General features: G+C 53.8%; 10 protein-coding genes. 6 read left to right on the top strand and 4 right to left on the bottom strand.

Annotated elements, in window-relative coordinates:
- Positions 1-160: 160 nt before the first annotated feature.
- The 4 genes from glyS to KGP21_RS00140 all read right to left on the bottom strand — a co-directional run bounded on the left by glyS (position 161) and on the right by KGP21_RS00140 (position 6951).
- Positions 161-2230, bottom strand: a complete 2070-nt coding sequence (gene glyS, locus KGP21_RS00155) for a glycine--tRNA ligase subunit beta (RefSeq protein ID WP_059199243.1) — start codon at positions 2228-2230, stop codon at positions 161-163.
- 8 nt (positions 2231-2238) lie between these two features.
- Positions 2239-3147, bottom strand: a complete 909-nt coding sequence (gene glyQ, locus KGP21_RS00150) for a glycine--tRNA ligase subunit alpha (RefSeq protein ID WP_021181351.1) — start codon at positions 3145-3147, stop codon at positions 2239-2241.
- A 282-nt stretch (positions 3148-3429) separates the two neighbouring features.
- On the bottom strand, positions 3430-4173 hold the full coding sequence (locus tag KGP21_RS00145; protein WP_218520064.1) for a LuxR family transcriptional regulator: 744 nt from the start codon (positions 4171-4173) through the stop codon (positions 3430-3432).
- A gap of 789 nt (positions 4174-4962) precedes the next feature.
- Positions 4963-6951: an autotransporter outer membrane beta-barrel domain-containing protein gene (locus tag KGP21_RS00140; RefSeq protein WP_223536754.1), complete on the bottom strand. Its 1989-nt coding sequence runs from the start codon at positions 6949-6951 to the stop codon at positions 4963-4965.
- A gap of 193 nt (positions 6952-7144) precedes the next feature.
- Here KGP21_RS00140 and KGP21_RS00135 point away from each other — a divergent pair, with 193 nt between their 5' ends.
- The 6 genes from KGP21_RS00135 (at position 7145) to KGP21_RS00110 (ending at position 13033) form a co-directional block, all read left to right on the top strand.
- Positions 7145-7717, top strand: a complete 573-nt coding sequence (locus KGP21_RS00135) for a DNA-3-methyladenine glycosylase I (protein WP_223536753.1) — start codon at positions 7145-7147, stop codon at positions 7715-7717.
- Positions 7714-8160, top strand: coding sequence for an N-acetyltransferase (locus KGP21_RS00130; RefSeq protein ID WP_223536752.1), 447 nt, complete (start codon positions 7714-7716; stop codon positions 8158-8160). Before KGP21_RS00135 ends, KGP21_RS00130 begins: the two co-directional genes overlap by 4 nt.
- A gap of 76 nt (positions 8161-8236) precedes the next feature.
- The gene (locus KGP21_RS00125; RefSeq protein ID WP_059199249.1) at positions 8237-8968 is read left to right on the top strand and encodes a MurR/RpiR family transcriptional regulator; all 732 of its coding nucleotides are present in this window, start codon (positions 8237-8239) and stop codon (positions 8966-8968) included.
- A gap of 176 nt (positions 8969-9144) precedes the next feature.
- A complete protein-coding gene (locus KGP21_RS00120; protein WP_059199250.1) occupies positions 9145-10653 on the top strand; it encodes a PTS transporter subunit EIIC in 1509 nt (502 codons plus the stop codon).
- A gap of 26 nt (positions 10654-10679) precedes the next feature.
- Positions 10680-12116 carry a 6-phospho-beta-glucosidase gene (locus KGP21_RS00115; protein ID WP_223500578.1) on the top strand — a complete coding sequence of 479 codons (1437 nt, stop codon included), beginning with the start codon at positions 10680-10682 and terminating at the stop codon, positions 12114-12116.
- A gap of 257 nt (positions 12117-12373) precedes the next feature.
- Entirely contained in the window at positions 12374-13033 is a 660-nt protein-coding gene (locus KGP21_RS00110; protein WP_223536750.1) for an OmpA family lipoprotein, read from the top strand.
- The last annotated feature ends 35 nt before the right edge of the window (positions 13034-13068 follow it).

Genomic DNA, 13068 nt, shown 5'->3' with positions numbered 1-13068 from the left:
TTCCATGCCGTCTGCCGCCCTCCGTGCGTCTACAAGAATAGATCAACTGCCAGCGATACGAAATGTGATTGTGCGAGGCTCGCAGAATAACTCACCGTTGCGCGGCCGCCATCAGAGAAGAAAAAGCGCCCGCAGGCGCTTTTTCTTGGGCTTTACACCATTATTGCAGTACGGAGATATCCGCGACCTGCAAGAACAACTCACGCAGCTTGCTCAGCAGAGTCAGGCGGTTCACGCGCACCGCTTCATCTTCTGCCATCACCATCACGCCGTCGAAGAACGCATCCACGGTTTCACGGAGTGCGGCCAGTTCTACCAGTGCTTCCTGGTAGCGGCCTTCGGCGAAGAACGGTTGCAGCTTATCGCGCAGCACCACCAAGTGGGTTGCCAACTTCAGTTCGGCCGGTTCTTTCAATACCGATGCGTGGACCTGGTCCAGCAGCGTATCGTTGGATTTAGCCAGGATATTGGAAACGCGCTTGTTGGCAGCCGCCAATGCCGCTGCTGCTTCCAGCGTACGGAAATGCGTCACCGCTTTTACCCGCGCATCGAAGTCTGCTGGCTTGGTTGGGCGACGAGCCAACACGGCCTGGATGGTATCCACCGCGTGACCTTCTTCCTGATACCAGGCGCGGAAACGGCCCAGCATAAAGTCGACAACCTCATCTACGACCTTGGCGTTGGTCAGCTTGTCACCATACAGGCGGACAGCCTCTTCGGTCAGGGTTTGCAGATCCAGCGGCAGGTTTTTCTCAACGATAATACGCAGTACGCCCAGCGCAGCACGGCGCAGTGCGAACGGGTCTTTATCGCCTTTTGGATGTTGCCCGATGCCGAAGATCCCGGCCAGGGTGTCCATTTTGTCGGCAATAGCCAACGAGCAGGCCACCAACGATTGCGGCAGCTCATCACCGGCAAAGCGTGGTTGATACTGTTCGTTCAACGCTACCGCCACGTCTTCGGCTTCACCGTCATGGCGCGCATAGTGCATGCCCATGACGCCTTGGGTGTCGGTGAATTCGAACACCATGTTGGTCATCAGATCGCACTTCGACAGCAGCCCCGCACGCGTGGCGTGGTTGACGTCAGCCCCGATCTGGCCAGCGATCCAGCCAGCCATGGCCTGAATACGGTCGGTCTTGGCGCGCAGGGTGCCCAGTTGCTGTTGGAACAGCACGGTTTCCAGACGCGGCAGGTTGTCTTCCAGGCGTTGCTTGCGGTCGGTATTGAAGAAGAATTCGGCATCCGCCAGACGTGGGCGCACCACTTTCTCGTTACCAGAGATAATTTGCTGCGGATCTTTCGATTCGATATTGGCGACGAAGATAAAGTTCGGCAGCAGTTTGCCCGCGGCGTCATACACCGGGAAATACTTCTGATCGCCCTTCATGGTGTACACCAACGCTTCCGCCGGCACCGCCAGGAATTTCTCTTCGAACTTGGCGGTCAGCACCACTGGCCATTCGACCAACGAGGTGACTTCTTCCAGCAGGCTCTCGCTCAGATCGGCTTTACCGCCAATCTGCTGTGCAGCCAACTCGGCATCACGCTTGATCAAGGATTTACGGGTTTGATAATCCGCCACCACTTTGCCGCGCTCCAACAGGATCTGCGGGTATTGATCGGCATTATCGATGGTGAATTCGGCTTCACCCATAAAGCGGTGGCCGCGAATAGTGCGGGCAGAGTCGATACCCAGCACGGTGCCAGGGATCAGTTCTGCACCCAGCAGCAGGGTCACGGTATGCACAGGGCGGACGAACTGGGTTTCTTTATCACCCCAGCGCATCAGTTTCGGGATTGGCAGCTTGGACAGCGCGGTGCTCACCATACCGGCCAGCAGTTGCTGGGCAGATTGGCCAGGCACATGGGCGCGATACAGCAGCCATTCGCCTTTATCGGTCACCAGGCGCTCGGCCTGATCGACGGTAATACCGCAGCCACGCGCCCAACCTTCGGCCGCTTTGCTCGGTTTGCCTTCGGCATCGAACGCCTGGGCAATGGCTGGACCGCGTTTTTCAACTTCACGATCGGCCTGCGCAGCACTCAGATCCGCCACTTTCAACGCCAGGCGGCGCGGAGCGGCAAACCACTTCACTTCGCCATGTTCCAGGCCAGCGTTGTCCAGTTCAGCGGTAAAGTTGGCGGCAAAGGCTTCTGCCAGTGAGCGAAGAGCCTTCGGCGGCAGCTCTTCCGTGCCGATTTCCACCAGGAAAGTCTGTTGTGTCATAGCTGCCTCTACTTCTTGTTACACATTGGGAAGCCCAGCGCTTCGCGGGAAGCGTAGTAGGCCTCGGCAACGGCTTTGGTCAGCGTGCGAATACGCAGAATATAGCGCTGACGCTCGGTAACCGAGATCGCCTTGCGTGCATCCAACAGGTTGAAGGTATGAGCAGCCTTGAGGATACGTTCATAAGCCGGCAGCGGCAGCGGTTTCTCCAATGCCAGCAGCGTTTGTGCTTCCTTCTCGTACTGCTCGAAGCAGGAGAACAGGAAATCGACATCGGCGTATTCGAAGTTATAGGTGGACTGCTCCACTTCGTTCTGATGGAACACGTCGCCGTAGGTGGTAACGCCCAATGGGCCATTGCTCCAAACCAGATCGTAGACGCTGTCCACGCCCTGGATGTACATCGCCAGGCGTTCCAGACCGTAGGTGATCTCACCGGTGACCGGTTTGCACTCCAGACCACCAACCTGCTGGAAATAGGTAAACTGCGTGACTTCCATGCCGTTTAACCACACTTCCCAACCCAGACCCCAGGCACCGAGCGTCGGGTTTTCCCAGTTGTCTTCCACAAAGCGGATATCGTGGATGGTCGGATCCAGACCCAGTTCCTTCAAGGAACCCAGGTAGAGTTCCTGAATGTTTTCTGGCGATGGCTTAATCACCACCTGGAATTGATAGTAGTGCTGCAGGCGGTTCGGGTTTTCCCCGTAACGGCCGTCGGTTGGGCGACGAGACGGTTGCACATAGGCGGTGGCCATTGGCTCTGGGCCCAGTGCACGCAGGCAGGTCATCGGGTGGGATGTCCCCGCGCCAACTTCCATGTCCAGCGGTTGCACGATGGTGCAGCCCTGGCGCGCCCAATAGTCCTGTAGTGTCAGGATCAGACCCTGAAAGGTCTTGGTATCAAACTTTTGCATGTTGATTTCGCACGCGATACAAGTGGATTTAACAGAATGGGCCAGTATACCCGTTGACCGTAAGATATACAGCCAGAATCCCGCAGCAAGTGTCAATCTTCGTGAAAAAATCGCGCAGCGCGGCCAGTTAGGAAGGGATCGAGTCGATAGCTGTTGCCTGAACGAGATTGAGCCAGGCGATAAGCCTCAATGAATAGGGGCGGCCTAAGCAACCGCTACACCATCCGACATTGATCATCGATACGTTCAAGCCGGAAGGCAACGTTGAGCGCTTGGCCACTCTCATTCCCGCTCGTAAAGCACCGGCCTGATGAGCTTCAGTTCGACGCCAAGCCTGATGGCATGTTTGGCATTGGTAACGCCTAATTTTTTGACCACGTTGCCGATATGATATTTTACGGTGGTGAGCTTGATCCCCAAAATCAGCGCGATTTCCTGATAGGACTTTCCCATGCTTGCCCAGTAAATCACCTCATTCTCGCGCTTGGAGAACAGCTCTTTTTGGTTGATTTGGTCATCATCGCTGGTGTTATTCAGTTCGTGATAAAGTGCGGTTAATTTATCATGCACGGTGATCAACAGCATTTGCAGTTTATGTTGATTCTCTTTGATAATCTCTTCTATATTTTCGTCACAGGAGTCATCCATAAAAAGAGACAGCACCACCAGATTATTATTATGATCGTGCAACACAAACGTATAGCCATTGATGATGTTATAATTCTTGGCCATCTCAAAAATATTGGGGTGTTTTAACCCAGAGCCGTTCTTAATATTTTCATCCCAGACGAAGGGAGTCACTCGCCGGGATGTCGTAATCAATACCGGATCGATAAACTGGTAGTTATTTGCGGTGTAAAACTCAAACCATTCTGTTTTGTTAGAAATGATGGCGAAATCGGCAGGGTTTATTTTGCTCATGATCGCATAAGCGTACTTTATGCTGTTATACTCTTGTAAGTTTTCCTCCAAATAACTCTTTATGACTGAGTTAATAAATTCATTATTAAAGAATAAACTCGACACGCAAAGTCTCCTTATTGAAATTCCCGTTACAAATTTCAGAGGACAGCATAGAGGTAATATTTTATCATAAAAAAAAACAGAAAATTCATAGTGAGTAAAAAATTCCGTGATGATTTTAATGCTTGATATATTTAATGAAAGAACTGTGTTTTTTAACCACGTTCACCCCAAGATATCAAAGCCTGATTTTTTCACTGCGCTAATAACGGGTTTACGACAGTCTGCGTGATAAATTTTTTAGTTGCTGAAGTGTTTTTCATTGGGTGTTTTTTTGCCAAAAATGTTAACATTCGGCAAAAAACACCACGTCATATCTGATAATAGCTCACTTTCTGATTGTTAATAACAGGTTAAAGCTAAAAAACTAATGATAGGGGCTGAGATTGATACGTTTTTTATATATTTCAGGCACGCAAAAGCGCTCCCACTCGTTGATTGGCGAGCGAGAGAACAATTGACAGACAACCTGTTATTTATAATAATGACAACAAAATTTCCCTGGTGTTGGCCGAATTGGCTCCTGATCCTTTAAACGGGATCAGTTTTTTTATTTAAATCTTTTGCTCTTATGCCGTAACGATAAAGTCTTTTAGGAGCAAATGATAGTTATACTAAAGTACAGTCAGACACTGTACTTTTTCGGTGAAGGGCTTGGGCAAGGCGATGGCTAACAGGGCTGACAGCCCCTGATGTCAGGCACTGTCCCGTAATAATGGTAAGCACAACTCCCTCCTATTCTTCCCGGCACCAAACCGTCTGGCACCGGGCAATTAAGTTTAAAGCCATTCTTCAAAAACGCGCACTGACCCCCACATTGTACATAAATTGCTCACCACTGCTCAAGCCGCTGGTTTGCGAAACCGTCGCAAAGGCCGCCACCCGATCGCTCAATGGCATATTCGCCCCCAAGGTGATATCCATCCAGTTTTTATCCTGGCTGGCGCTGTCGCGGGTGAATGAGGTCTGGGTCGATTTCAATCCACCGCCTGCCCGGTAAACGCCATCACCGAACTGATGCTGATAGCTCACCTCCGCGTAGGGATTAACTACCCCAAGTTGGCTATCCAATCGCCATCCTACAGCGCCAATCTGCGAATGATAGGTCTGATCGTTGAAACGCATGGCCGTACTGTCGTCGCCATTCTCGCTATAACCGGAGACGTTGCTGTAATCCCAGGCAAACTGGGCCATCGGCCCAGTGGTGAGGTACGAAGCGATTGGGAAGTCATACCCCGCAGTAACGCGTGCGCCCCACTGCTTACCATCGGTATCGCCGGTTTCTGTGCGGGTTAGCGAACCCAGCTGCATACTGCGGTTAATATCGTCGTAATTCACGCTGGCATAGTGCAAATCGGCATTGACCCATCCCTGCTCAAACAGCGTTACTGAGCTGAAGGCCGACAGCAGCACGCCACGCGCCTTATAATCGTAACGGCTGGAAGGTTGCTGATTGTCGTTGGAACCTGAGATCAGCGCACCTATCAGCCACTCATCCGTCAGTTGATAATCCACGCCCAGCGTTAGGTTATGCGTGGTGGCGTCGCCATCCCCGGCAACCGTATTGGCAGAATAATCGTAACGTTGCCCGGCATAGCCGCCGAACACGCCAAATGACCCCTGCGGATTGCTGTTGGTGCGTAGCTGCTGAAAACGGCTGTCCAGGGTAGCACGGCTATCACGCGCGAAGGCGGCGGTTGCCTGGTTGAGTGCCACTGCCTGCGCCGGGCCATCCAATACCGCCTGAATATAATCGGCGATCAGTTGGTGAGCCTGTGGGCTAGGGTGGAAATGATCGGCAAACAGATAAGCCTGCTCGCTGTTAAAGCCTGGCATGGACGAACTGCATACCGCCGAAGAAACTCCCGCTGGGCAGGCCATACCGGCGGTGTTGGTAAAACCAAACTGGCCCGGATTGGCGATCGCCTCGCTGAACAGTTTGTTGACATCTACGCGCACGATATTACCGCCGCCCTGAGCCAACAGGCGATCTTCGCTCTGGTTATAAAAATCGGTAAGCTGGGCCGCCTGGGCGCTGAAACTGTCAAAAGCCGCGCTCAGTTGGGCAGCGATGGCCTGTTGCACCATAGGATTGCTGCTGGCCTGCTGTGCCGCGGCACCTAAAGCCTGATGGATCGCCTGCTGGCGCGAAGCGTTATCCGGCGTGGCGAGAGTATTAAGCTTGCCGTACGCCGCCAGTATGGCCGCGCCCTGCACTGGCCCCAGCGCCTGCTGGATAATCAGTTCCATCAACTGCGGGGTTGAGCCGATATTGGGTACCGTTGGCACTATCACCGTCCCGGCACCGGCGTTCAATAAAGCGTGCACCTGAGTCGCCGCAGCCAAGGCGCTGGTATAGGCCACCTCCGGTGCGGTTGCCACATTCATCGCCGCGGCGGCCAGATCGTTACCGCCAATCCAGTGAATATACAGACCGTCGCCGTCGGCCCTGCCGTTAACCCGCGCAAGGTAGCTTTGTAGCTGATCCTCGGTATTGTCCGCCGGGTTTAGCGCCGGTACAGCCACGCCACCACCGGCAGCATAGTTGTAGCCACCGCTATCGGACGCCACCAGCGCGGCACCGATGCGCTGGCCCAGTATTTCGTCATACAGCCGATGTTGGTTACTGTCATAAGTGAAGCGGCCGTTATTGCCGGTATCACTCAGGCTGTCACCAAACACGTACAGTTGATCGTAAGCCTGTGCCGTAGCACTGAGGCAAAAAGCTAACGTCACGGCAAGCACCGTTGGGGTGTGCTTACCCTGTCTTTTCAGAGGCATAAATAGACTCCTAGTCATAAATAGAGGAAATCCTGTTCTTATCGTTGGCAGTTATCGCCATAGCCGTGTAGTAAATATTGCGGGGATTCACATAACGTCAAGTTAACTGACGATAAATCGTGCGAAGGGTTGCCAAGCAGGCAACTTACGGCGATGATTACCTGTAAATAAATACAGCAAAAGGAATCCTCGTATGGCCATCGAACGTTGCGGTTGGGTTACCGCCGATCCGCTATATCTTGAGTATCATGACCAGGAATGGGGCGTACCCACCACCGACGCACGCGAGCTGTTCGAAATGCTGTGCCTGGAAGGCCAGCAGGCCGGTCTTTCCTGGATCACCGTGCTGAAAAAACGTGAAAACTACCGCCGTGCCTTCCACAATTTCGATCCGCAGCACATTGCAGCCATGACCGAGCAAGACGTGGCAACGCTGATGCAAGACAGCGGCATCATCCGCCATCGCGGCAAGATTGAGGCGATTATCAACAATGCCAAGGCCTATCTGGCGATGGAAGCCGCCGGAGAGGATTTTGTCACCTTTATCTGGCAATTCGTCACCGGCAAGCCGCTGATCAATCACTGGCAGGCGCTTGGCGAAGTCCCAGCCAAAACCGAACAGTCCGATGCCCTGTCCAAGGCGTTGAAAAAGCGCGGCTTTAAATTTATCGGCTCAACCACCTGCTATGCCTTTATGCAGGCCAGCGGCCTGGTGAACGATCATGTTACCGGGTGCTTTTGCCACCCAAAGCAGCGCCAGGCATGATCCGCACCGCCGTCCCGGCAGATATCGAGCCGCTTATGACGCTGTGGCAGGCAAGTACCACCCAAGCCCATCCGTTTATCGCGGCCGATTATTGGCAGCAAACCGCCCAACTGGTGCGTGAAAGCTATCTGCCACGCGCCAAAACCTGGGTTTATCTGCACCACCAGCAGATCGCCGGTTTTATCAGCGTGCTGGATGAACGCTTTGTGGGTGCGCTGTTTGTCGATGAACGCTTCCACGGCCAAGGCGTCGGAGCAGCGCTGATGGAACACGTGCAGCAACAGCACGGCTGGCTGAGCCTGGAGGTATACGAGCAGAATCTGCGGGCCTGCGCCTTTTACCGCAAGCATGGGTTCAGTGAAGTACAACGCCAGTTCAACCAGGAGACCCAGGCCCATACGCTGATCATGAACTGGGCCGCAACCGAACTGCGCTACCCCTGAAGAAGCGGCGGGCGGGCTTTGTCATCCCTGCCCGCTTCTGGTACTTTGGCAGCCAACCTTGTCAACGAGATCCCGCATGTTTACCCATATCGCCTTATCCAAGCTCAACGGTCTTGAATTGATGGTGTACAACTACGTCATCAAAAATAAGGACAAGGTTATGTATATGACCATTCGCGAGCTGGCGGACGGTGCCAAGGTCTCCACCACCACGGTATTACGCTTTTGTAAGAAAATGAATTTCAGCGGCTATTCGGAATTCCGCATTCGTTTTAAACTCTATCTGGAACAGGAAGACAAGCTGCTGCTAACCTCCGGCGTCAGTGAAATTGTCAGCTTCTTCAAGAGTATTAACAATGAAGAGTTTGAACAGTTAATTACGGATGCGGCAGCGCACATTGCCAACGCGGAACGGATCATCTTTGTTGGAGCAGGAACATCCGGCACCTTAGGTAAGTACGGCGCCCGTTTTTTCTCTAACGTTGGTAAATTCAGTAATTATATCGATGATCCTTATTATCCCATCAGCAGCGATATGTATAAAAACGCGGTAGCCATTATTTTATCGGTTTCTGGAGAAACGCCGGAAATTCTTAAATTGGCCAGCCAATTTAGCCTGCATAACTGTAAGATCGTCAGCATTACCAATAGCGAAACCTCTTCACTGGCGCGCATGGCGGACTTTAACCTCTCTTATCACATGCCGCAAATCCGCATTGCCAGCGAATACGATATCACTACCCAGGTACCGGTGATGTATATGTTGGAGGCGATAGGGAAAAAGCTGGCTAAAAGCCTCGGCCATTAATGTTATTAGTTAAAGCACGTTAAATAACACCCTGTTTTTTGTATGTGACAAATCACTATTTTGCCATTTTGTTATATCGTGACATTCTCTTGCCGTTTGCTACTATCCATTTAGAAATCACCTTCGACCTACAATAAAGCCCGATATTTCTGTACCCCACAGATGGAGTTACGTTGATGGCAATTAATTATGCTGACTCGGCAAAAGAGATCGTGCGCCTGATTGGCGGCGATAATAATGTGATTAATGTCACACATTGCGCCACCCGTTTACGATTTATTCTAAAAGACAGTAGCCAGGCCGATAAAGACACGTTGAAACGCGTCAAAGGCGTTATTACCGTTATCGAATCCAGTGGCCAATTGCAGGTGGTGATCGGCAACCACGTCGGCGATGCCTATCGGGAAGTGCTGAAGCTGGTCAATATGGATGAGAACGTGGCGGTCAGCGCGCCGAACGTCGGCATCGTCAGCCGCCTGATGGACATTATCTCCAGCATCTTCGCCCCCTTCCTGTATCCGCTGGCAGCCTGCGGGGTGTTGCAGGGGCTCATCTCGCTGTTTGCTGCCTTGGGCTGGATGGATCCGGCCAGCGGCACCTATCGTATCCTGAACTTCGTTTCCTGGACCGGCTTCACTTTCCTGCCGGTGATGGTGGCCTTCACCGCCGCGAAAAAATTCAACGTCAACCCGTTCACCGCAGTGATCGCGGCCTGTGCGCTGGTCTCTCCAGACTATATGAACATGCTCACCGCCAATAAAATCCTGTTGGTGAACTCTGCCGATCCGGCCATGCAGGCTTTGATGCAGGAAGCCGTCAATAACCCACAGATTGCCAGGGTGCTGGCCGAGGTGGCCGGTATCCCGATTAACGCCGATCCCCTCACCTTCCTGGGCATGCCGGTGCAGTATCTCAGCTACACCGCCTCGGTGATCCCGATCATATTGATGGTCTGGATCATGTCTTATGTGCAGCGTTTCTTTGAACGCATCCTGCCGCTGGTGATCCGCAACCTGTTCACGCCGATGTTCTGTATCGCGATCATGGTGCCGCTGACGCTGCTGGCCTTTGGCCCGATCGGCAACATGATTGGCGGTGCCATCGGTGGCGTCTATAACACGCTGTATCACCTCAGCCCTTCCATTGCCGGAGCGGTGGTAGGCGCACTGTGGATGCCGTTGGTCACGCTGGGCGTACACTGGGGGATCACGCCGGTCACCGTGGGGAACTATGCCACACTGGGTTATGACACCTTTACCGGCCTGCAAGCCTCGCCGGTGTTTGCCATGGCGGGTGCCGTGCTGGGCGTCTATTTGAAATCCAAAGACCCGGAGATGAAGCGCGTTTCGCTGTCTGCGGGCATGACCGCCCTGTTTGGCATCACGGAGCCCGCCATCTACGGCGTGGCGTTGCGTCTGAAACGCCCAATGATTTGCGGCTGTGTCGCCGGTGCGGTCGGCGGTTCCATTGCCGGAGCCTTCAACGCGGTGTCATGGAGCTATTGCCTGCCGGGGATTGCCGTGCTGCCGGTGTTCTTTAAAGAAGGCCATATGCCGCAGTTCCTTGGCTTCCTGTTGTCCATCTGCGTGGCATTTGTGCTTGGTGCGGTACTAACCTATATCGTCGGCTTCAAAGAAGAACAGCCTGCGCCAGCGGCACCGCTCAACAAGCCTGAAATGGCCTAAATTCATCTACCAAGAGAAGCAAAGTTATGAAAAAACAGTTACCGGATAATTTCCTGTGGGGTGGCGCGGTAGCGGCACATCAGGTTGAAGGCGGCTGGGATCAGGGCGGTAAAGGCCCAAGCATCGTCGATGTGCTGTCCAGCGGTGCCCACGGCGTCGATCGCGTGATCACCGACGGCATTGAACCAGGCTACCTCTACGCCAACCACGAGGCGGTGGACTTCTATCACCGTTATCAAGGCGATATCGCGCTGTTTGCCGAAATGGGCTTCAAGTGCTTCCGCACCTCTATTGCCTGGTCGCGCATCTTCCCGCTGGGGGACGAGCTGGAACCGAACGAAGAAGGGTTACAGTTCTACGACAACCTGTTTGACGAGTTGCTGAAATACGGCATTGAGCCGGTGATCACTCTTTCCCACTTTGAGATGCCATGGCATCTGGTGAAAGCATATGGCGGCTGGAAAAACCGCAAGGTAGTCGATTTCTTTGTGCGCTTTAGCGAAGTGGTCATCTCCCGTTACCAGCACAAAGTGAAGTACTGGATGACCTTCAACGAGATCAACAACCAGCGCAACTGGAAGACTCCGCTGTTCGGCTACTGCTGTTCAGGGGTGATTTTCACCCAGGAACCGAACCCGGAAGAGTGCATGTATCAGGTACTGCACCATCAGTTTGTCGCCAGCGCACAGGTGGTCAAACTGGGACATGCCATCAACCCGGAACTGCAGATTGGCTGCATGATCGCCATGGTGCCGCTGTATCCGTTCTCCTGCAATCCGGACGACGTGATGTACGCCCAAGAGGCGATGCGTGAACGCTTCCTGTTTGGCGATGTGCATATGCGCGGCTATTACCCGTCCTACATCCTGCACGAATGGGAGCGCAAGGGTTACCACATCCAGATGCAACCGGAGGATGAGCAGATCCTGCGTGAAGGTTGTGCAGACTATATCGGCCTGAGCTACTACATGAGTAACGCGGTGCAGGCGGACTCCATCGGCACGGGCACGGCGCTGGCCGGTTTTGAAGGCAGCGTGCCGAACCCTTATGTGAAAGCGTCCGACTGGGGCTGGCAGATCGATCCGGTGGGGCTGCGCTATACGCTCAATATCCTCTATGAACGCTACCAGAAGCCGCTGTTTATCGTCGAGAACGGCTTCGGTGCGCTGGATAAGCCCGAGGCCGATGGCCAGATCCACGACGATTACCGCATCGCCTATCTGCGTTCGCACATCGAGCAGATGAAAAAAGCGGTGATCGACGACGGCGTTGAGGTCATGGGCTTCACCCCCTGGGGCTGTATCGACTGCGTATCCTTCACCACCGGGCAATACAGTAAGCGCTACGGTTTTATCTACGTGGATAAGCACGACGACGGCAGCGGCAGCTTTGCCCGCTCGAAGAAACAGAGCTTCGACTGGTATCGCCGCGTGATCGCCAGCAATGGCGAAACGTTAGCCTAATCGCATCTCATCGGGGCGAAAGATCAACCACTCCCACATCAATTCAGTTTGTTCTGGTTCCCAAGCGGCGATTTGGCGGCTACCTTCCTGCCTGGCTTACAGGTTTATAATTTGTCACGATTTTTATCGGAACTGCGGGCCAAAAGGTACGTCATAGTTGCGCGGCCCGTTTGGGGCTGGCGGCTGAATGCCGACGATTTAGCGCCTCCAGTTTGGAGTAGCGCACGCAGATATCCCTGCTTTTAAAGGAACTAACAATGAAAAAACGCATTGCGATAATTGCTGGTGCAGTAGCCGTTGCCATGACGCTATCGGCTTGTACCACCAACCCTTACACCGGGGAGTCAGAAGCCGGCAAAGCCGGTATTGGCGCTGGCGTTGGCGCTGCCCTGGGTGCCGGTATCGGTATGATCTCTTCATCGAAAAAAGACCGTGGCAAAGGCGCGCTGATCGGCGCCGCAGCCGGTGCCGCATTAGGCGGTGGCGCCGGATACTACATGGACGTGCAGGAAGCCAAACTGCGCGACAAAATGAAAGGCACCGGCGTTAGCGTTACCCGTCAGGGCGATAATATCGTGCTGAATATGCCGAACAACGTGACCTTCGATACCGACAGCAGCACGCTGAAACCGGCGGGCGCCAACACCCTGACCGGCGTGGCGATGGTGCTGAAAGAGTATGAGAAAACCGCCGTCAACGTGGTGGGTTACACCGACAGCACCGGGGCCCGTGCGCATAATATGACGCTGTCCCAGCAACGTGCAGACGGTGTGGCCAGCGCGCTAATCACCCAAGGGGTAGCCGCCAACCGCATCCGCTCAACCGGTGCTGGCCCGGATAACCCGATCGCCTCCAATAGCACCACCGCAGGCAAGGCGCAGAACCGCCGCGTCGAGATCACTCTCAGCCCGCTGTAAGCCCACAGTGCGGGGCCTTTGCCCCGCCAGTTCGC

The organism is Serratia sp. JSRIV004 (assembly GCF_019968705.1).
GTDB classification, from domain to species: Bacteria; Pseudomonadota; Gammaproteobacteria; order Enterobacterales; family Enterobacteriaceae; genus Chania; species Chania fonticola_B.
The sequence above is the reverse complement of the archived record's forward strand: the minus strand, read 5'-3'. Positions and strand labels throughout refer to the sequence as shown.